The sequence below is a fragment of the Vibrio pacinii DSM 19139 genome (assembly GCF_000711795.1).
Lineage (GTDB): Bacteria > Pseudomonadota > Gammaproteobacteria > Enterobacterales > Vibrionaceae > Vibrio > Vibrio pacinii.
In genome coordinates this window covers 67,905-88,386 of sequence record NZ_JONH01000018.1, presented here as the reverse complement: position 1 = coordinate 88,386, position 20,482 = coordinate 67,905, and the positions used below count along the sequence as shown (strand labels likewise).

16 protein-coding genes and 2 pseudogenes are annotated in these 20,482 nt (G+C 46.8%); 6 read left to right on the top strand and 12 right to left on the bottom strand.

The genetic code is table 11. From position 1 onward, the window contains the following. Nucleotides 1-631: 631 nt before the first annotated feature. The 7 genes and pseudogenes from fre to trxA all read right to left on the bottom strand — a co-directional run bounded on the left by fre (nt 632) and on the right by trxA (nt 6,469). Nucleotides 632-1,345: an NAD(P)H-flavin reductase gene (fre, locus tag BS19_RS12480; RefSeq protein WP_038175623.1), complete on the bottom strand. Its 714-nt coding sequence runs from the start codon at nt 1,343-1,345 to the stop codon at nt 632-634. Between the two features lie 14 nt (nt 1,346-1,359). Beyond that, complete coding sequence (locus BS19_RS12475; RefSeq protein ID WP_038175622.1) at nt 1,360-1,629, bottom strand: 2Fe-2S iron-sulfur cluster-binding protein; 270 nt, start codon at nt 1,627-1,629, stop codon at nt 1,360-1,362. Then, nucleotides 1,626-2,033, bottom strand: a pseudogene (locus BS19_RS20750) (4-hydroxy-3-polyprenylbenzoate decarboxylase); the annotation flags it as partial. The pseudogene BS19_RS20750 and the gene BS19_RS12475, both read right to left, overlap by 4 nt. 71 nt (nt 2,034-2,104) lie before the next feature. Next, nucleotides 2,105-3,482, bottom strand: a pseudogene (ubiD, locus tag BS19_RS12470) (4-hydroxy-3-polyprenylbenzoate decarboxylase); the annotation flags it as partial. Between the two features lie 92 nt (nt 3,483-3,574). Then, entirely contained in the window at nt 3,575-4,570 is a 996-nt protein-coding gene (locus tag BS19_RS12465) for a hypothetical protein (protein ID WP_038175619.1), read from the bottom strand. Nucleotides 4,571-4,680: 110 nt separating this feature from the next. Next, nucleotides 4,681-5,940, bottom strand: coding sequence for a transcription termination factor Rho (rho, locus tag BS19_RS12460; RefSeq protein ID WP_038175627.1), 1,260 nt, complete (start codon nt 5,938-5,940; stop codon nt 4,681-4,683). Between the two features lie 202 nt (nt 5,941-6,142). Then, complete coding sequence (trxA, locus tag BS19_RS12455) at nt 6,143-6,469, bottom strand: thioredoxin TrxA (RefSeq protein ID WP_038175618.1); 327 nt, start codon at nt 6,467-6,469, stop codon at nt 6,143-6,145. Nucleotides 6,470-6,581: 112 nt separating this feature from the next. Between trxA and rhlB the strand changes: the two genes are divergently transcribed. Together rhlB and gppA are read left to right on the top strand one after the other, a co-directional pair. Beyond that, on the top strand, nt 6,582-7,883 hold the full coding sequence (rhlB, locus tag BS19_RS12450; RefSeq protein ID WP_038175617.1) for an ATP-dependent RNA helicase RhlB: 1,302 nt from the start codon (nt 6,582-6,584) through the stop codon (nt 7,881-7,883). 7 nt (nt 7,884-7,890) lie between these two features. Continuing rightward, nucleotides 7,891-9,381, top strand: a complete 1,491-nt coding sequence (gppA, locus tag BS19_RS12445) for a guanosine-5'-triphosphate,3'-diphosphate diphosphatase (protein WP_038175616.1) — start codon at nt 7,891-7,893, stop codon at nt 9,379-9,381. A gap of 78 nt (nt 9,382-9,459) precedes the next feature. Here gppA and BS19_RS12440 read toward each other — a convergent pair whose 3' ends face one another. From BS19_RS12440 to recQ, 3 genes are all read right to left on the bottom strand, one after another. Beyond that, complete coding sequence (locus tag BS19_RS12440; protein WP_038175615.1) at nt 9,460-10,128, bottom strand: 7-cyano-7-deazaguanine/7-aminomethyl-7-deazaguanine transporter; 669 nt, start codon at nt 10,126-10,128, stop codon at nt 9,460-9,462. 262 nt (nt 10,129-10,390) lie between these two features. Further along, a complete protein-coding gene (locus tag BS19_RS12435; protein WP_211253002.1) occupies nt 10,391-10,696 on the bottom strand; it encodes a DUF3630 family protein in 306 nt (101 codons plus the stop codon). A gap of 4 nt (nt 10,697-10,700) precedes the next feature. Further along, nucleotides 10,701-12,539 (bottom strand): ATP-dependent DNA helicase RecQ, encoded by a 1,839-nt coding sequence (gene recQ, locus BS19_RS12430; RefSeq protein ID WP_038175613.1) that lies wholly within the window; start codon nt 12,537-12,539, stop codon nt 10,701-10,703. 163 nt (nt 12,540-12,702) lie between these two features. Here recQ and rarD point away from each other — a divergent pair, with 163 nt between their 5' ends. From rarD to ggt, 4 genes are all read left to right on the top strand, one after another. Further along, a complete protein-coding gene (gene rarD / locus BS19_RS12425) occupies nt 12,703-13,620 on the top strand; it encodes an EamA family transporter RarD (RefSeq protein WP_038175612.1) in 918 nt (305 codons plus the stop codon). Between the two features lie 71 nt (nt 13,621-13,691). Further along, nucleotides 13,692-14,486: an AraC family transcriptional regulator gene (locus BS19_RS12420; RefSeq protein ID WP_038175611.1), complete on the top strand. Its 795-nt coding sequence runs from the start codon at nt 13,692-13,694 to the stop codon at nt 14,484-14,486. A gap of 79 nt (nt 14,487-14,565) precedes the next feature. Further along, nucleotides 14,566-15,237 carry a LysE family translocator gene (locus BS19_RS12415; protein ID WP_038175610.1) on the top strand — a complete coding sequence of 224 codons (672 nt, stop codon included), beginning with the start codon at nt 14,566-14,568 and terminating at the stop codon, nt 15,235-15,237. A 110-nt stretch (nt 15,238-15,347) separates the two neighbouring features. Further along, complete coding sequence (gene ggt / locus BS19_RS12410; RefSeq protein ID WP_038175609.1) at nt 15,348-17,096, top strand: gamma-glutamyltransferase; 1,749 nt, start codon at nt 15,348-15,350, stop codon at nt 17,094-17,096. Nucleotides 17,097-17,747: 651 nt separating this feature from the next. On the opposite strand, the gene uvrD is transcribed toward ggt, so the two are convergent. Further along, nucleotides 17,748-19,919 carry a DNA helicase II gene (gene uvrD / locus BS19_RS12405; protein WP_038175608.1) on the bottom strand — a complete coding sequence of 724 codons (2,172 nt, stop codon included), beginning with the start codon at nt 19,917-19,919 and terminating at the stop codon, nt 17,748-17,750. Between the two features lie 298 nt (nt 19,920-20,217). Next, a complete protein-coding gene (locus BS19_RS12400) occupies nt 20,218-20,436 on the bottom strand; it encodes a hypothetical protein (RefSeq protein WP_038175607.1) in 219 nt (72 codons plus the stop codon). Nucleotides 20,437-20,482 lie beyond the last annotated feature (46 nt).

The following is a 20,482-nucleotide window of genomic DNA, read 5'->3' as shown; positions in this document are numbered from 1 at the left end:
TGCATGTGTTAGGCCTGCCGCCAGCGTTCAATCTGAGCCATGATCAAACTCTTCAATTTAAGTTTTTTCGGCTCAATGAATACTGACTTCAAAACTGCGCTTACTCGAAAGTAAACGGTAATTTTAAAGCTATTATCATTCCAACAGAATGATAATGAATTGACTGTGCCAAATAACTACACGTAGCTATTCGTATTGGTCACTCAGTTCATTGAACCCAATGTGTTTCCGAAGAAACGGTCATTGCCTAAGCAACAACCTATTGGATTATCATCAACGAGTGCCCACACAGATTGATAGGTTTATATTGTTAAAGAGCGTTCTTCTTTGTGACTTACGTCACTTCGGAAGAGGCAGCCATTCTAGCGATTCAGATTAAAGTGTCAAACACTTTTTTGAATTTTTTCTTTCTAACGTATTGTCTCGAAAGTTTACTAGCTGGCTTTACTGAAACTGGCTTGAAGCCTTGCGGCGTCTGCCGTGTCAGTGGATGCGCATTATAGGGAGTTGAGATTTAAGCGCAAGCCCTTTCTTTAAAAAAAATCAAAAAAATGAGCGTTCGTAGAAATTGTGTGCAAAGAGACACAAAAAGGGAGCAAAACGCTCCCTTTTTCGTCACTTTCTGCGCGCTTTAGATAAAAGCATAAGCATCAGCAAACATTCTTTCTGCCAGTGCGTTCTTATTTAAAGTGAACTGCTCGCGCGCAGCACCCGCCATATCAAAACGACCAGCAATATAGATGTCGTATTCAGCTAGCGAGTCAAAGTCTTGATCAATCGCCTGTAAAACATTGCCAACCTTACCTAACCAACCCTCGGGTGCTTGCTCAATCACTGGAATGAAATGGACATTAGCATGCTGCTCAGCGATTTGTTCTAACTCTTGCTGAGCATAAAGCTGACGTTCATCGCGACCGCCCCAATAAAGGTGGATTTCGTTCGTCAAGTTTTGAGCAATACAATGATCTAAAATAGAGCGAACATAACTAAACCCAGTGCCACCAGCAATCAGCAACAAAGGACGCTCACTCTCTTGTTTTAACCAAGCGTCACCGTGTGGCGCATCAATAGTAATCTCACTGCCACTTTCTAGCGCAGTTTTCATCGCTTCGACAACTTCATGCGCATAAGCATTATGTTCTGCGGCGCCTATATGCAGCTCTAGCTCACCTTGATGACGGCAAGGGCTACTCGCGATCGAGAATGGTCGCTTATCTTTTTCTCCCATTACCACCATTAGGTACTGGCCTGCTTTAAAGTTCATTGAACTTTGAGGGTGCAATAGGATTTGGTAAGTATTGCAAGCCAAAGGCTGAATTGACTTTACTTTACATTGAATAGTCATGGTGTTCCTCTAACTTACTCTTCCAGAGTAAGGACTAATTTACTTTCTGCGAAGGCTTGGCAAGCAAATATCCAACCTTGTTGTTGCTCTTTATCGGTGAGCATAGGTTCAAGGTGATAAGAGACTGTCCCTTCTAGTTTACGACACAAACAGGCAGCGCACGCACCAACCTGGCAGCGGTGAGGAAAGCGAATATTATTGTTGAGCGCAGCTTCCAACACCGTTTGTCCATCTTGCACTTCAAAATGTATGTTATGAGGCAACAAGAGAACACGATGACTCATAGGATACCCAACTTATCCCAGAACGCATCGACTTTCGCAACAAGTTGCGGATCTTTGCTAATTGGTGTGCCCCATTCGCGAGTTACCTCCTCCCCTTGTACTTTATTAGTAGCATCCAGTATCAGCCTTGATGGCAAAGACTCACTACCACTGACACGTTTCGTATCCCGTGCCGGGTCCATGCGAGTGGTGATAGCCCAAATAACGTCGTTCCAATCACGAGCATTGACATCATGGTCACACATCACGATAAATTTCGGCAAACCGTGTTCACTTAACCACGCCTCCACTTTCTCAGCTAATGCTTGTGATTCACCTGCAGCTTGCTTATCCATCGTCACTACGGCAAAGCGATTATTAATCACACTGTCAGGGAGATAGATATCTATCACTTGCGGATTACTGCGGATAAACTCGTCCAACTGTTGCTGATTAAGTTTCGGGCAAACGCTATTACTGTGTTCACTCTCTGGTTGTTCAGCTTGCCATTTCACGGTGGCATCCAAGCCCATTTTTGAGCCGAGCCCAGCCACTGGCGAAGCAAAATCCAATGAGTCGATAGGCGTATTATCAATGAACAGCGCATCTCTAACTGGATCCATATGCTCTGTCATTGCTTTCACCACTTGATTCCAATCACGGGCATCAACGGTTTCATCACAAACAATGACAAACTTGGTGTACATAAACTGCCGTAAAAACGACCACACGCCCATCATCACTCGTTTTGCATGCCCAGGGTATTGCTTCTTCATCGTCACAACTGCCATACGATACGAGCAACCTTCTGGCGGGAGATAGAAGTCTTCAATCTCAGGGAATTGTTTTTGTAAGATAGGAACAAACACTTCATTGAGTGCAACACCTAATACGGCAGGCTCATCAGGCGGACGCCCAGTATAAGTACTGTGGTAAATAGGGTCTTTACGCATGGTGATGTGCGTGATGGTAAATACGTGATGCTTTTCTTTTTCGTTATAGTAACCCGTATGATCGCCATATGGACCTTCATCGGCGAACTCGTTTGGATCAATATAACCTTCCATAACGATTTCGGCACTGGCGGGGACATCAAGATCATTACTGAGTGATTTAACCACTTCTGTTTTACTGCCACGCAATAATCCAGCAAACGCGTATTCGGATAGAGTATCCGGCACGGGCGTGACTGCACCTAAAATAGTGGCCGGATCGGCACCAAATGCGACCGACACAGGGAAAGGTTGCCCAGGATGCATTTCCATCCAGTCGCGTAAATCAAGTGCGCCTCCTCGATGAGCGAGCCAGCGCATAATAATTTTATTTTTGGCGATTTTTTGTTGGCGGTAAATGCCCAGGTTCTGCCGCTTCTTGTTTGGCCCCTTAGTGACGGTTAATCCCCAAGTCAGCAATGGCGCTACGTCTCCCGACCAACAACTCATAACCGGAATCTTGTCTAAGTCAACCTCTGTACCTTGCCAGACGACCTCTTGGCACGGCGCTTTGCGTAAGCGTTTGGCAGGCATATTAAGCACTTGCTTAAACACTGGCAGCTTATCGAGTGCATCTTTGAACCCTTTGGGCGGCTCAGGTTCTTTTAGATAGGCAAGTAATTTTCCTACCTCTCTGAGCTGTTTAACTTCATCGCGCCCCATCCCCATCGCAACACGTTCAGGGGTACCAAACAAGTTAGTTAACACTGGCATGTCATAGCCAACTGGGTTTTCAAATAACAACGCAGGACCACCAGCACGCAAAGTGCGATCGCTGATCTCTGTCATTTCGTAGTTGGGGTCAACGGGGTGAGCGATGCGTTTCAGCTTACCTTGTTGCTCTAGATGGGCGATAAAATCGCGTAAATCCTTAAAACTCATAGACCTAATTATCGACTGGTTAATCTGCAGGCAGTATAACAAAAACAGGATTCGACTGAGCCCTCTTTTTTATGAGCTTATACTCAACGCCACTACTGGCCGATCACACTGTTTATCGCACGACGATTCACTTGTTGATTGGTACTTACTAACTCTCGTAGCCAAGATGAATGACCGTGCAACGCTAGCTCCCCAGCGATAAAGCGAGTCTCATCAGATCCAGACATTTTACTGATTAAAAATTGCTTCACTTGATCGGACATTGGACGCACTTTGGTCAGCTCACTGATCGCGCGCTGTTTTAAGCTCGGGTTACGAGCGGCGGCGATCACTTGGTTAAGAGAAAACACATCGCCCGCTTGCGCTAAGCGAACGAGCTCTTGCTTACTGTGAAAGTCGGCTTTCATTAGCCACAACAATTTATAAATGTGCGGATCTTGGCTAACTTGTGCCAAACGCACCATGACTTGTGATGATGGAAGCCAGCTCGTCACAGCCTCTTGTGTGAGTTGCTCAACTAATTGGGTAACCGCTTGTGGGGATAAGCTGTCGAGCTCTCGAATCAACAACGATTCGCGAGTTTGAATCTGATAATCACTACCCGATAACCACTCCTTGAGTACCAACTCTCCTCGCTCAGCAACAAGCACAAAACCCAAGGTTGACTGATCTTGACGCCACTGTTTCAACAAACGATTAGCAATAGCAGAGTAATTAAAGGCAGGAACCGTAAACTCATAACCATCCCCTCGCTCGAGTACTTGGTAAGTTGGAACCCGATTTTTTTGCTGCTCGACAAATAACGCCATCTGAGGAGTAAGGAGCAATTGCTGATCTTCGATGTTTTTCAGCAGTAGAAAACGCACAACTTCTTGCACGGGCAACGCGAGGCGATTTAAAGCGAAATTAAGCCCATCAACATCATCTTCGATAGCATATTGCAGTAGCTCTGCGACTTTATCGTGTACTTGCGGCTCTTGCAGCCATTGTTCAACCCGCTGCGACTGCATCTCGGTAGCAGTCGCACTATGCGCGCCCAACAATAATAGGCTGGATAGGAGTAGCGACGACAACATTCCTTGTTGCATGTTAACCTCCTTGTAACAATTTTTTTATTGTGCTCGCTCCAAACCGATAATGCAAACAAAAACGCCACCGCTAAAAGCGGTGGCGTTTTTGTTAAAGCAGTAAGCAAAGACTACTGACGACGCATTGCGTCAAAGAATTCATCGTTAGTCTTGGTCATTGCCAATTTGTCGATAAGGAATTCCATGGCATCACTTTCGCCCATAGGGTGAACGATTTTACGCAGAATCCACATTTTCTGTAGTTCATCAGCTTTGGTGAGAAGCTCTTCGCGACGAGTACCAGAGCGGTTGAAGTCAATAGCAGGGAAGACACGTTTTTCCGCAATTTTACGGTTAAGGTGCAGTTCCATGTTGCCTGTACCTTTAAACTCTTCGTAGATAACTTCATCCATCTTAGAGCCTGTATCAACAAGCGCTGTCGCGATGATAGTCAAGCTGCCGCCCTCTTCGACATTACGTGCTGCACCGAAGAAACGCTTAGGACGATGCAGAGCATTGGCATCAACACCACCAGTAAGAACTTTACCTGATGAAGGCACAACAGTGTTGTAAGCACGTGCTAGACGCGTGATAGAGTCAAGTAGGATAACCACATCTTTCTTATGCTCAACCAAGCGCTTGGCTTTCTCGATAACCATTTCAGCCACTTGTACGTGACGTGATGCTGGTTCATCGAAGGTAGAGGCAATCACTTCGCCTTTCACTAGGCGCTGCATTTCGGTTACTTCTTCCGGACGTTCGTCGATAAGAAGTACCATTAACACACACTCAGGATGTTTGTAGGCAATGCTTTGTGCAATATTTTGCAGCAGCATGGTTTTACCCGCTTTCGGCGGCGCTACAATCAGACCACGCTGGCCCTTACCAATCGGAGATGCTAGGTCTAAAACACGAGCGGTAATGTCTTCTGTCGAACCGTTTCCACGCTCCATCACCATACGCTCGTTGGCGTGCAGTGGCGTCAAGTTTTCAAATAAAATCTTGTTACGCGCGTTATCTGGCTTATCATCATTAACGGTATTGACTTTAAGTAAAGCAAAATATCGCTCACCGTCTTTTGGCGGACGAATCTTACCGGCAATTGAGTCACCTGTACGTAGATTGAAGCGACGGATCTGACTTGGAGAAACGTATATATCATCTGGGCCTGCTAAGTATGAGCAGTCTGCGCTACGTAAGAAACCAAAGCCGTCTTGAAGTATTTCCAGAACCCCGTCGCCAAAAATATCTTCACCACTTTTTGCGTGCGCTTTAAGTATGGCGAAGATGATGTCTTGCTTTCTTAGACGTGCTAGGTTTTCAAGGCCTAAGCTTTCGCCAAGTTTGACAAGATCAGACACAGGTCTGTTCTTCAGTTCTGTTAGATTCATGGTGTTAGATACTTGTTTAGTCAAAATAGGATCTGTTTTTTTGGTTAAGATGAATTTGGTCACAGGATCGACCAAGAAGAGATTCTTGTTTAATTAACGTGCGATAAATTATCACTAAATACTAGCCTAGTCTAGATTTTGTTGATGTTCAAAAACAAAACCGTGCATTAAGTATAATGCACGGTCTTATTTATTCAGCGGATTATAGATTAGCGTCTAAAAACTCTTTAAGTTGAGTTTTCGACAGCGCACCTACTTTAGTCGCTGCTACGTTACCGTCTTTGAAAAGAAGCAACGTTGGAATACCACGGATACCAAACTTAGGTGGAGTACCTGCGTTTTGGTCGATATTTAATTTACCGATAGTGAGTTTGCCTTGGTACTCATCAGCGATTTCGTCCAAAATTGGCGCGATCATTTTGCAAGGACCACACCATTCTGCCCAAAAATCGACAAGAACTGGGCCTGCAGCATTGATCACATCGTTCTCAAAACCGTCATCAGTTAGCTGCAAAATCTTATCACTCATCTTCCACTCCAATGTGTTTTTTCGGAACTGGTTGGATGATAACCAGCATTTAGATGCCCTATTGGAATGTATTTACTTTCGTATTGCAAGCTTAAGCTGATATTCTATAGCGATGAAAAAGACGCATATCACAGAGCAAAAGTTCGCCGATTTGAGTTTACACCCTCAAATCATTGAAGGTTTGGAGAAAAAAGGGTTCGAATTTTGTACCCCTATCCAAGCTTTGGCGTTGCCGGTACTGCTCACCGGCCAAGACATTGCAGGACAAGCCCAAACGGGCACAGGTAAGACACTCGCTTTCCTGACTGCTACTTTTAACCACTTACTGACTCACGACGAGCCTGAAGGTCGTAAGCCAAATCAACCGCGTGCCATCATTATGGCGCCAACGCGTGAATTGGCGATCCAGATCTACAACGATGCAGAGTCACTGATCGCCAGCACTGGGATTAAAGCGGCACTGGCTTACGGTGGCGAAAGCTACGACAAGCAATTGGGCAAGCTTGAACAAGGTGTTGATATCCTGATTGGTACTACTGGTCGTATTATCGATTTCTACAAGCAGAAAGTCTTTAACCTCAATAACATTCAAGCGGTAGTGCTTGATGAAGCCGATCGCATGTTTGATCTTGGTTTTATTAAGGATATTCGCTTTTTGTTCCGTCGCATGCCTGAGCCAAAAGAGCGTTTGAACATGCTGTTTTCAGCGACACTATCTTACCGCGTACAAGAGCTTGCTTTTGAACACATGCACAACCCTGAGCATGTGGTGGTTGAACCTGACCAAAAAACCGGCCATCGCATTCAAGAAGAACTGTTCTACCCATCTAACGAGCACAAGATGGCACTACTACAGACTCTAATTGAAGAAGAGTGGCCAGATCGCGCGATCATCTTTGCCAATACCAAACATAAATGTGAATCAGTTTGGGGCCACCTTGCTGCTGATGGTCATCGTGTTGGTTTGCTAACTGGCGATGTTCCGCAGAAAAAACGTGAGCGTATCCTAGAGCAATTCACTAAAGGTGAAGTAGATATTTTGGTGGCAACCGATGTCGCAGCGCGCGGTCTGCATATCCCACAGGTAACACACGTATTTAACTTTGATCTGCCTGATGATTGCGAAGATTACGTCCACCGTATTGGCCGTACTGGTCGCGCTGGTGAAAGCGGTCTTTCGCTCAGCTTTGCGTGTGAAGATTACGCGGTTAACTTGCCACCGATTGAAGAGTACATTGAGCATAGCATTCCCGTTTCCGACTACGATCCAAGCGCCCTGATCCAAGATCTACCAGCGCCAGTTCGTCTGCGTTCAAACCGTCCGCAGCAGCGTCGCACCAATACTGGGGGCTCTCGTTCAGGTAACCGTCGCCAAAACAACCGCTCTCGCCCACGTCAGCAAAAGGATTCGTAAGTCGTCTATGAGCCAAGCAGTTTCATCTCCGCTATACGCCGCCATCGACCTCGGGTCGAACAGTTTTCATATGCTCGTGGTGCGTCATATTGATGGCAGCGTTCAGACCATGGCGAAAATTAAGCGCAAAGTGCGTCTTGCCGCTGGTTTAGACGAAACGAACGCGTTAAACCATGAAGCTATGCAACGCGGTTGGGACTGCTTGAGTCTGTTTGCCGAACGACTACAAGATATCCCGACGGAAAATATCCGCATCGTCGGTACCGCAACCCTGCGTACTGCAACCAACGTGGCTATTTTCCTCGATAAAGCCAACCAAATTTTAGGCCACAAGATTGACGTGATCAGCGGTGAAGAAGAAGCGGCAACCATCTACAAAGGTGTTGCGCATACTTCTGGCGGCAGCGGTCGTCGACTGGTGGTCGATATTGGTGGTGCCAGTACCGAACTCATCATTGGCCAAGGCTTTGAAGCTAAGGCCCTAACCAGCTTAAAGATGGGTTGTGTGACTTGGTTAGAACGTCATTTTAAAGACCGTCAACTCACAGTGACCAATTTCAACAACGCCATTTTGGCCGCTAAGCAAACGCTTGAACCCATTTTAGAGCAGTACACAAACATTGGTTGGGATGTCTGTGTCGGTGCCTCTGGTACAGTTCAAGCACTGCAAGAAATTATGTTGGCGCAAGGTATGGATGAGGTCATCACCCATACTAAATTGAAACGTCTACAAAAACAGGCCATGCGAGCAGACCATCTTGAAGAGCTTGAAATTGAAGGTTTGACGTTAGAGCGTGCCTTAGTGTTTCCAAGTGGCTTGTCGATTCTCATTGCGATTTTCGAATTGCTTGAGATTGATTCGATGACCTTGGCTGGCGGCGCATTACGTGAAGGTCTAGTCTACGAGATGGTCGACGAGCTCAAGCAAGACGATATTCGTGCGCGTACCATTACCAGCATCCAGAGCCGTTATCAGATTGATCGCGCTTATGGTGATCAGGTGGCGACATTAGCTCGTTCATTATTGAGCCAATGCCAACCCAATTGGATTGCCGAAGAGCAAGGTAAAATACTCCTAGAAACGGCGGCGAAGCTACATGAGATTGGTTTAACCATCGATTTCAAGAAAGGTGGTGAGCACAGTGCGTATTTGCTACAAAGCCTAGATTTACCAGGCTATACCTTAGCTCAAAAGCACCTACTGGGTGAGATTGCACGCCGCTACCGTGAACAACTGACCTCACTGCCTGAGCAGCATGCTATTTCTGGAGCAAGCGCTAAACGCGTGTTGCGTCTATTGCGCCTTGCGGTATTGCTGACCCATCGCCGTAATCCCGCGCTTGAGCCAGTAATCAGTATAGAATCACAAGAAGACAACCTCGTTCTAACCATTGATGCACAGTGGCTAGAAGCTAATCCTCTAACGGCCGCCGAGTTGGAAATCGAAGCTAACCGTCAAAGTGATATTGGTTGGCCTCTGACCGTGATCGCGCAGTAATCATCCATGTTAAAAAACCAAAAGCCCGAGGGTGATGACTCCTCAGGCTTTTTTATTCGTTCAATGCTATCAACGTGGTTAGTTAGCACCCAACATTTTAAAGTTCGGGTTTACCGCGGTCAGCCTTCTCACTAAGTAGTTAAGTAGCACGCCGTACATAGGCACAAACAGACCTAAACTGATGATTAGCTTAAAGCCGTAATCCACCAGTGCAATTTCTGTCCAGTGCTGCGCCATAAATGGATCTGGGCTTTGGTAGAAAGCAATCGCAAAGAAAGCCATCGTATCCAACGCATTGCCGAACAACGTTGAACACGTTGGTGCGACCCACCATTGCTTGAGCTGACGTAAACGATTGAAGACGTGCACATCTAAAATTTGGCCGAGCAAATAAGCCATAAAGCTGGCAATCGCAATCCGCGCGACAAATAGGTTGAATTCACTTAAATCAGATAGGCCTTGGAATTGCCCCTCAAAGAACAGCACTGACAATACGTAAGAGACCGCGAGCGCTGGCAACATCACTAAGAAAATGATTTTTCGTGCGAGCTTGGCACCAAACACACGTACGGTTAAGTCAGTGGCTAAAAATATAAAAGGAAAAGTGAATGCGCCCCAAGTGGTGTGCAAGCCAAAGATAGTAAAGGGTAGCTGAACCAAATAATTGCTTGATGCAATAATGATCAGATGGAATAAAACTAATAATAGAAGGGCTTTGCGCTGCTGCGCAGGGGTAAAGTTACTCATGCGATACCTTTTTAGTTTGGTTTGGGGGTGAGGGAACCCAAATCGACCGACTCCAAGTAAAGTAATTGGAACGGGTCTTACCAATGATGTATTTAAAAAATTTGATACTCGAAAACGTTAGCCTTAAAGAGCGACGACCAGCAAATGCAGTCAGCACCTTACCGCTTCTACGATGACAAATATCGCGGCGAGCGATTATACATTAACCAACTTAGGCTGCAACTGGTTAAACTTAGGCAAACGTTGGCGCCAGTATTTTGCTTTAAAAGCCGCGTTGAAACAGGCCTGCGAGAAATTCGAGCTCTTGCTGTGACTCACCATTCGCCACCGCCTCAAGCCAAACACACTCACTGTAATGCTCTGATTTAAGAAATAACTGGCACCCTTCAAAATCAATCAACCAAGAGTGAATATCGGCGTCCCACTGCTTTTCAATCACACGTGCAGAGAGCAAATCCACTAAATGCTGCGCCAACTCAGGAAAACAATCAAAGTCGAAATCAGGCGTACCAATCACGATGATGCCCTGCTGTGGTCGGTAATCTTGCAAGCTAAATGATGTGGTCAATGAATCAGCCATGATGGGTCAAATGCTCCTGAATTAAATCTAAGAATGGATCGGCGTACTTTTCCAATTTTCGCTGACCGACCCCATTTACCGCTAGCATCTCGCCATAAGATGTCGGCAATATGTCGGCCATATCAATCAAGGTCGCATCGCTAAAGACCACATAAGGTGGCAAACCCACTTCATCGGCAATCGACTTACGTAGCTTACGCAGTTTAGCAAACAGCTTTTTGTCGTAGTTCTTGCTGGAAAGCTTATTCGACTTGGCTGCTCGCGCCGCGGTATCAAGACGCGGAACCGCCAACTCTAAAGACATTTCGCCGCGTAGCAACGGGCGTGCTTCCTCGGTTAACTGCAAGGTCGAGTTACGAGTGATATTTTGAGACAGTAGTCCTTTATGGATCAGCTGACGAAAAACACTCACCCAATAGTCGTGACTGTTTTCACGTCCGAGCCCATAGGTTGACAACTTATCATGGCCATTTTCACGCACACGGATATTTTGCATTCCGCGCAGAACTTCAACCACATAGCCCATACCAAAGCTTTGATTAACGCGATAAACACATGACAAGGCTTTTTGCGCTTGCTCGGTTGCATCAAAACGTTTGGGCGGATCCAGACAAATATCGCAGTTACCACACGGCTTTTCGCGATATTCGCCAAAGTAATTAAGCAGCACCTGACGTCGGCAGGTTTGTGCTTCAGCAAAGGCACTCATTGCATTGAGCTTATGCGCTTCAACCTGTTTTTGGGGCCCTTCGTCTTTTTCATCGAGCATACGACGTAGCCAACTGATGTCAGCCGGATCATAGAGCATCATGGCTTCTGCGGGTAAACCGTCACGACCAGCACGTCCGGTTTCTTGGTAATACGACTCGATATTGCGTGGGATATCAAAGTGCACCACAAAGCGAACATTAGGCTTATTGATTCCCATACCAAACGCGACAGTGGCCACAACAATTTGTACATCATCACGCTGAAATGCTTCTTGTACATAAGCGCGCTCATCTGGATCTAAACCGGCATGATAGCTGGCTGCGCGTAGGCCGTTATTGCACAGTTTTTCGGTCACCATTTCCACTTTTTTACGGCTACCACAGTAGATGATGCCGCAATGACCGCGCTGCTCTTCGAGAAAACGCACCACCTGAGAGACTGGCTTATGTTTTTCGACCAAGGTATAGCGAATATTGGGTCGGTCAAAACTGCCCAAATAGGTATGAGGCTCATTTAATTGCAAACGCTGCATAATGTCACTGCGCGTCGCATCATCCGCCGTCGCCGTTAATGCCATGACCGGTATATGAGGAAAATACTGTTTGAGCTGACCTAGCGAGGCATACTCTGGCCTGAAATCATGCCCCCACTGAGAAATACAGTGCGCTTCATCGACTGCAATCATCGACAGCGGTAAGCTTTCGAGTCGCTCGATAAAGTCGCGCATGAGAACGCGCTCTGGCGAGACATACACCAATTTCAACGCGCCAGAATGCATCCGGTTATAAACCGATATGAGCGCCTCACGCGACATGGTCGAATTGATGCACTCTGCAGCAACACCATCAGCCTTAAGCTGGTCAACCTGATCTTTCATCAATGAAATCAAAGGCGAAATCACCAAGGTTAACCCTGAACGGACCAGTGCTGGAATTTGATAACAAAGCGACTTCCCGCCACCTGTCGGCATAATCACCAGACTGTCGTGGCCTTCGACCGCAGACTCGATCACCTGTTGCTGGCCATCGCGAAAGCTCTGATAGCCAAAAACATCTTCGAGGATGCTTTGTGGCGTAGGCTGTTCGGCCGGTGGTTGCTGTACTAAAAGTGTCGAGGTCATGAATTATCTCAGTAGAATTGCAGGGCAGTGCGCGTGTCACGCAAGAGGCACATTGTAGTGGGGTTTAGAGGCGAATAAAACCGCAAATTGCTAGGTGATTTTGAGAGTGATTCGTATACTGCATGTTTCAGTTTGTAAAATTGCTTAACATAAGTGAGTCTCCATGACGGCAGAAGAACAACAACAGCGAGCCAAGCAAGGTGTCTTGTTCGCTATCGGCGCCTACACCATGTGGGGTATCGCCCCTATCTATTTTAAATCATTAGCCGATGTTTCTGCGCTAGAGATTCTCAGCCATCGTATCGTGTGGTCGTTCATCCTGCTTGCTGTCTTACTGCATTTTGGTCGAGGTTGGCGCAATGTTCGTGATGTCATGGCCTCAAAGGTTAAAATGACTTACCTGTTTTTTACTTCAATTGTCATCGCGACAAACTGGCTGATTTTTATTTGGGCCGTCAATGCCAATCATATGCTCGATGCCAGTTTAGGCTACTACATTAACCCGCTGCTCAACGTGTTGCTCGGGATGATCTTTCTGGGTGAGCGATTACGCAAAATGCAATGGTTTGCTGTGGCATTGGCCTGCGGCGGTGTCATCGTTCAATTGATTGCCTTTGGTTCCGTACCAGTTGTCGCAATAGTACTGGCCTTTAGTTTTGGTTGTTACGGCTTGCTGCGTAAAAAAGTCAACTTAGATGCGCAAACTGGCCTGTTTGTCGAAACGCTGCTGCTGCTGCCCATCGCGGCGATTTACTTAATCGGGATTGCAGAGACAGCAACGTCGAACATGGCTCTCAATGATACCACCCTCAACTTGCTGTTAATTGCTGCAGGCGTAATTACTACCCTGCCCTTGCTGTGCTTTACTGGCGCGGCCACCCGTTTGAAACTGTCGACCTTGGGCTTCTTCCAATATATTGGCCCTAGCTTGATGTTTTTACTCGCCGTACTGGTTTACGGTGAAGCTTTTACCGCTGATAAAGCGATCACCTTCGCCTTTATTTGGAGCGCACTGGTGGTATTCAGTTTCGATGGTTTGAAAAATAATCGCCAAATTAAAAAAGCCGCCGCCTTGAGCTGATCGTTTTTTACAAGACAATCTTTGTAGCAGGTTATAAGCTTGGTGAAATAGTCATCAAGCTTTTTTGTTTTATGGACAAGGTCAACTACCACAGCACGCAAAATAGAGAGATCAGTCTGATTGAAGCGAACTACCATTCGTTCGCCTTTTCACGCCACTATCATCTCGATTTTCATATTGGCCTAATCACAAGCGGACAACAGAAGTTTCACTATCAAGGCTCTAGCCACCATGTTGGCGCAGGCCAATTGGTGATCATGCCCCCCGATGAATTGCATGACGGTCAATCACTGCTTGAGTCGGGCTATCAAGTGCGTGTTTTTGAGCTCGACCCTTTGTGGCTCAGTGAATTGGCGCAATTAAACAACGCTCACCAATTAATTAACTTTAAACACTTGATCATCTCAGATGCGCAAGTTTTCCATTCACTTGCTTCGCTACATCAACGACTCGCGCAAAACAATATCAGCCAGTTGGCTAAAGACTGCCTACCCTATGAAGGTTTTGAGCGGCTCTTTAAGCACTATGCGAGCGACGGACAACAACCCGTGCTACCGCTTGGCAATCAATCAATCGCAACACTGAAAGAGTACTTACTCAGTCATCTTGACCAACCAGTGCGTCTCGACGATTTATCGCAACTTTGCCAGCTCAGTCCAACTCAGCTTCAACGTCACTTTAAAGCCAAAGTCGGTTTAACGCCTTACGCTTGGTTTAATCGCTTACGCATGGAACAAAGTATGAAATTACTCAAGGCTGGGATCAGTGGTACTGAGGTGGCTCACCAAGTTGGCTTCTACGATCAAGCGCACTTTAGTAAAGCGTTCAAAGCCACTTACGGTGTCAAACCCTCACAAATCAATTAGTGTCAGTTTTTTACAATCGCCACAGCGTGTCAGATGGCACAATAGCGCTATCAATTACGACTGATAAGTTTTTCTCTCCATGAATGAAATCACCATTTTATCCACCCTTGCTCTGGTCCACTTTGTCGCTCTGATGAGTCCAGGACCTGATTTTGCCCTCGTGGTGCAAAACGCAACGCGCTACGGACGCCAAACCGGGTTTTATATTGCGCTTGGCCTCTCTTGTGGCATTTTACTGCACTCAATTTTAAGCTTAACTGGCGTCAGCTATTTGGTTCACCAACAACCCACCCTGTTTGCCCTACTCCAGATCGCCGGGGGCAGTTACCTGTTTTATCTCGGCTATGGCGCTCTAAGGGCGACATGGTCAAGCATCCGTCGCCCGCAGCAAAGCGATGCCGAAAGTCGCGACCGTTCCAGCCTGTTGTTAAGCAATAAGCGCCAAGCCTTTTCGCGTGGCTTCGCGACCAACATTCTTAACCCTAAAGCCTTAGTGTTCTTTGTCAGTTTAATGTCGAGCTTAGTGCCTGCCACGATGTCCTTAACGGGAAAAGGCGTCGCCTTGTTGATTTTGTGGAGCTTATCTTTGCTATGGTTTTCGTTTTTGGCTTGGGTGCTATCGACTCAACGCATGCAACGAAAAGTAAAAGCGATGGCCATTTATGTTGATGGGCTATGCGGTGTGCTATTTACTTTTATTGGCGTCAGCATTTTATGGCAATCCAGCACCTCTCTGCTGAGCCAAGTTTAACCTCTCAACCGTCTAATATTTGATTCAAGGTTACAATTTGATAACAAACTCTTAGACCTGTTCAGATTCCACTGTCACTCTAGCTTTGCATACATAGAAGGAGAATAAAGATGCAGTGGAAACTTACACTTCTCACCACCTGCTTGCTCACAACGTCAATCACTAGCTGGGCTAACCAAGCGACCGATTCCGTCGCACCAGAACACAGCAGTGGCCTAGAACACAAATCCTTGGTCACCGCTAAAGAGTGGATGGTCACGGCCGCCAATCCAGTCGCAACCCAAGCGGGTGCTGATGTGCTCGCCAAAGGCGGTAATGCGATTGATGCCATGGTGACCACGCAACTGATGCTCGGTCTAGTTGAGCCTCAGTCATCGGGGATTGGTGGCGGTGCTTTTCTGGTTTACTGGGATGCTGACAAACAACAGCTCACTTCTTACGACGGCCGAGAAACCGCGCCGCTCGACGCAACACCGCGCCTATTCCAAGATAAAAATGGCGAGCCACTTAAATTTTACGATGCAGTTGTCGGTGGCCGCTCGGTTGGCACACCCGGTACCGTTAAGCTGATGTGGGATATGCACCAAAAATATGGCCAGCTAGATTGGGCTGAACTCATTCAGCCAGTGATTACTCTCGCTCAGCAAGGCTTTGAAATTACTCCGCGTCTCGCCACATTAATTGAAGCCGATGCACAGCGTCTGAGTCGCTTCGAGGCCACTAGCGCGTACTTTTTAAACTCAGATGGTTCACCCAAAACCGCCGGAACCATACTAAAGAATCCACAATACGCAGCCACACTGACCGCGATTGCCAAACAAGGCGCAAAGGCGTTCTATCAAGGTAAGATCGCAAGCGACATCATTAAAACGGTTCAAACGGCGCCAGGCAACCCGGGCGTCTTAGCACAAAAAGACTTCGATGCTTATACTATCAAGCAACGTCAACCCGTCTGTTCAGGCTACCAAAGCTATGAGGTCTGTGGCATGGGTCCACCGAGCTCAGGCGCGTTAACCGTGAGTCAGATCCTATCCATCACAGAGCAATTCGATCTCAAAGGCTGGGGGCCAAACAACGCCAAATCATGGCAAGTGATTGCAGATGCCTCTCGCTTAGCTTTTGCCGATCGCGGCATGTACATGGCAGACGAAGATTTTGTGCCCATGCCAACTCAAGGTTTGCTTGATAAAGAGTACTTAAAGCAGCGCGCACAACTTATCCAACCGGGCAAAGCATTGGCTACCGTTAGCGCAGGCACTCCACCATGGAACTACGCTCAGCGCCAAAGCACCGATGAGTCGATTGAACTGCCATCCACCAGCCATTTTAATGTGGTCGATAAAGCAGGCAATGTGGTCTCAATCACCACCACCATTGAGAACGCCTTTGGCTCACGCTTGATGACCAATGGCTTCTTACTCAACAACGAGTTGACCGACTTTTCTTTCCGCACTCATAACCAAGGTAGGCCGATTGCCAACCGATTAGAGCCCGGCAAGCGCCCTCGCTCTTCAATGGCACCGACCATCATTATGCACAATGACCAACCCTACATGGCAATTGGCTCGCCGGGCGGAAGTCGTATCATAGGTTATGTCGCACAAGCGATTATTGCGCATACTCAATGGGGAATGGACATTCAACAAGCCGCTAATCAACCTCACCTACTCAACCGTTTCGGCCCACTGGATATTGAACAAGGCACAGATGCCGAAAGCTTTAAATCTGAGCTTGAGAAAATGGGCTTTGAGGTCAATATTCGCGATCTGAACTCTGGAATACATGCCATTTTATTGCAAGATGGTCAGCTACAAGGTGCAGCAGACCCACGCCGTGAAGGTGCCGCGATCGGACAATAACGCCGATCGACTCGCTTGCTTGTGCGAGATCTCTCACAAGCAAGTGAGTAAATAGTGTTTTTTTGCTAAGAAAAATGTAACACAACTATAGTAAGTAATTGTTTTACAATGACTTGTATAAAATTACAGCGAATTTTTATGTAGAAAAACGTTTGCGCTCTATTGCTCGGCGCGCTTAAAGAGGTAATATGAACCCTGTCGGAAGGATGCTGACACGGAACAGGAAATTACCACGGATTAGGTAATCTTCAGGAAGAAGATACGGTTGCTCAGGATGAACAATCGGCATGGATAGCAAACGGACATTGAACGGACGCAATAGTAACTAGGATGGTTGCTACTAAGGATGGGAAATGGACACCTCTGGATGAGGAAAGGACTGATCATCAGGATGATGAAAAGGACACCGCTCAGGGAGCAAGCGAAGTGAGCTAGCTAGGATGGTTAGCAGACCAGGATAGGGTCAAGGACACCGCTAGGATGGCGATGAATGGATTAAGCTGAAGGATTCAGCCTACTATCAAGGATTTGATGCATGGAGCACCTCTAGTAGCCGGATTGCTGCGAGTAAGACTATAACCCCGATGGGCCTTGGCCCTCGGGGTTTTTCTTTATTTTTTCTCTTCATATTTGAGAAAATGAGTTTAGCGCTTACAGCATTTCTAGTTTGGCATAAGCCGTCACTAACCATTTAATGCCTTCACCGTTAAAAGCAACTTGAACGCGACTTTGCGGGCCACTGCCTTCAAAGTTAATAATGGTACCTTCGCCAAATTTCGGGTGCATCACTCGTGAGCCTAAACTAAATCCGGTTTCATTAAAGCTCTCTTTAACCACCGTTTGGCTAAAACGTCCTGAGCTTGTCGGGCGACTCACTTGCGCTTTCATTCGCACTTCATCTAAACAGTTTTCTGGTAACTCACGAATAAAACGTGACGGTTTATGGTACTTATCTTGACCATATAAACGGCGCATTTCAGCGTAAGTTATATAGAGCTTCACCATCGCGCGTGTCATGCCGACATAGCAAAGACGACGCTCTTCTTCTAAGCGACCGGCCTCTTCTGCTGACATTTGACTTGGGAACATCCCCTCTTCAACACCGACCATAAAGACCAGTGGAAACTCTAACCCTTTAGCACTGTGCAAAGTCATCAACTGCACTGCGTCGTCAAACTCATCCGCTTGGCCTTCACCCGCTTCAAGCGCTGCATGGGTCAAAAATGCCGTCAAGAGCGTCATCTCTTCTGCTTCTTCTGGCTTTTCAAACTGGCGCGTTGCCGTGACAAGTTCTTCCAAGTTTTCAATTCGAGCTTTCGACTTCTCGCCTTTTTCCTGCTCGTACATGGCAAACAGGCCAGAGTATTTGATCACATGGTCGGTCTGCTCATGCAGTGACATTTCGACCGTATCATCTTCTAGCGCCTGAATCAGTTCGACAAAACGACTCAACGCCCCTGCCGCCCGACCAGGGAGCACTTGCTCATCGAGCAATGCCACACTCGCTTGCCACATGGTACAGCCACGATCACGCGCGGCAAAACGCAAGGTTTCAAGCGTCTTGTCACCCAAACCACGAGTCGGCGTATTGACCACACGTTCAAAGGCCGCGTCATCATTGCGATTCGACATCAAACGCAGGTAGCTTAGTGCGTCTCTGATCTCTTGACGCTCGAAGAATCGCATCCCACCATAAATTCGATACGGTAAACCTGACTGAATTAATGCCTCTTCAAGCACACGCGACTGGGCGTTATTACGATACAGCATCGCAGCATCATTCAGCGCCCCGCCTTGCTCTTGCCACTCTTTGATTTTACTAACCGCAAAGCGCGCTTCGTCTAACTCGTTGTATGCCGAATAGACCGAGATAGGCTCGCCTTCAACCCCTTCGGTCCATAGCTCTTTTCCCATTCGCTCGGTGTTATTAGCTATGAGAGCGTTGGACGCTTGCAAAATCGTTTTGGTCGAACGGTAGTTTTGCTCAAGACGAATGGTTTTAACGCTTGGAAATTCTTGGGTAAATTTCTCAATATTTTCGATTTTTGCCCCACGCCAACCGTAAATCGACTGGTCATCATCGCCAACGATCATCACGTGTGAGTTCGGGCCTGCCATCATACGCAACCAAGCATATTGGATATTGTTGGTATCTTGAAACTCGTCGACCAAAATATGTTTGAAACGGGCTTGGTAGTGCTCGCGAATGTGCTTTTTATCGCGCAACAACTCATGGGCGCGAAGCAATATTTCCGCAAAATCAACTAAGCCAGCACGATCACACGCCTCTTGGTAAGCACTGTAGACCTGCAAATAGGTTTTGGTCACAGGGTCGTGATAAGCGTCAATATGATTCGGGCGTAGACCTTCATCTTTTTTACCGTTAATCCACCACGCCACCTGACGTGGAGGAAACTGTTTCTCATCTAAATTTTGCGCTTTGATCAAGCGACGCAATAAACGCTGCTGATCGTCGCTATCAATAATTTGAAAATCTTCCGGTAACTTGGCATCCAAATAGTGCGCACGCAAAATGCGGTGACAGATCCCATGGAACGTCCCGTTCCACATTCCGGAGGAGCTGCCCATCATCAACTCTTCAATACGACCGCGCATCTCAGCCGCCGCTTTGTTGGTAAAGGTTACCGACATGATTGAAAAGGGCGAGGCCTGTTCGACCGACATTAACCACGCAATGCGATGAACCAACACGCGTGTTTTACCACTGCCTGCGCCAGCTAAGATGAGTAAGTTTTCTAGTGGGGCGGCAACAGCTTCACGCTGCTTGTCGTTCAAACCATCGAGAAGTAATGAAGGATCCATGGGGGTGCTCAGCTACTGTTTATCTATACATATAACTGCATTATACCCGAGTGACTTGAAGATGCTAGGCACACAGTAAATCGAGAGCGCAAATCTTATTATCGCCATCAGCGCTTGATAAGGCCAAGAAGGATGAAATTTAAATTATTTAATTTCAATCACTTAGACTTGATTTAATCCTGTCTTATCGCAACAAGGTTTTTATGATCACCAATGGTGGGGGGTTGATGCTGTTGACTGTGGTGATTTGGGGGCCAGAGCCAATATCGCTCGATAAATGGCTCCGCAGCAAACTTGGTTAGTTATCGTCGCTAAGATCGTCTTTGACTGAATTCACCGCATCACGGGATGCATGGCCAATCGCTTTAGTGGTATCTCGTGTCGCGTGACCAATTGCGGTGCCAGCATCACGCGTAGCATGACCGATTTCTGTACCCGCTTGTTTTAGTTCCGCGCAGCCACTAACCGACAATCCCACAACCAAAGCCACAGCACTGATTTTAAAACGTATCAACATATTACCTCCATGCAATATCAAGTTCCGCATAGTAACCAAAAAAACG

Bases quoted from the DNA above. Each gene is read 5' to 3' on its own strand.
- fre (WP_038175623.1), bottom strand. From the start codon at position 1,345: ATGACTATTCAATGTAAAGTAAAGTCAATTCAGCCTTTGGCTTGCAAT.
- BS19_RS12475 (WP_038175622.1), bottom strand. From the start codon at position 1,629: ATGAGTCATCGTGTTCTCTTGTTGCCTCATAACATACATTTTGAAGTG.
- BS19_RS12465 (WP_038175619.1), bottom strand. From the start codon at position 4,570: ATGCAACAAGGAATGTTGTCGTCGCTACTCCTATCCAGCCTATTATTG.
- rho (WP_038175627.1), bottom strand. From the start codon at position 5,940: ATGAATCTAACAGAACTGAAGAACAGACCTGTGTCTGATCTTGTCAAA.
- trxA (WP_038175618.1), bottom strand. From the start codon at position 6,469: ATGAGTGATAAGATTTTGCAGCTAACTGATGACGGTTTTGAGAACGAT.
- rhlB (WP_038175617.1), top strand. From the start codon at position 6,582: ATGAAAAAGACGCATATCACAGAGCAAAAGTTCGCCGATTTGAGTTTA.
- gppA (WP_038175616.1), top strand. From the start codon at position 7,891: ATGAGCCAAGCAGTTTCATCTCCGCTATACGCCGCCATCGACCTCGGG.
- BS19_RS12440 (WP_038175615.1), bottom strand. From the start codon at position 10,128: ATGAGTAACTTTACCCCTGCGCAGCAGCGCAAAGCCCTTCTATTATTA.
- recQ (WP_038175613.1), bottom strand. From the start codon at position 12,539: ATGACCTCGACACTTTTAGTACAGCAACCACCGGCCGAACAGCCTACG.
- rarD (WP_038175612.1), top strand. From the start codon at position 12,703: ATGACGGCAGAAGAACAACAACAGCGAGCCAAGCAAGGTGTCTTGTTC.
- BS19_RS12420 (WP_038175611.1), top strand. From the start codon at position 13,692: ATGGACAAGGTCAACTACCACAGCACGCAAAATAGAGAGATCAGTCTG.
- BS19_RS12415 (WP_038175610.1), top strand. From the start codon at position 14,566: ATGAATGAAATCACCATTTTATCCACCCTTGCTCTGGTCCACTTTGTC.
- ggt (WP_038175609.1), top strand. From the start codon at position 15,348: ATGCAGTGGAAACTTACACTTCTCACCACCTGCTTGCTCACAACGTCA.
- uvrD (WP_038175608.1), bottom strand. From the start codon at position 19,919: ATGGATCCTTCATTACTTCTCGATGGTTTGAACGACAAGCAGCGTGAA.
- BS19_RS12400 (WP_038175607.1), bottom strand. From the start codon at position 20,436: ATGTTGATACGTTTTAAAATCAGTGCTGTGGCTTTGGTTGTGGGATTG.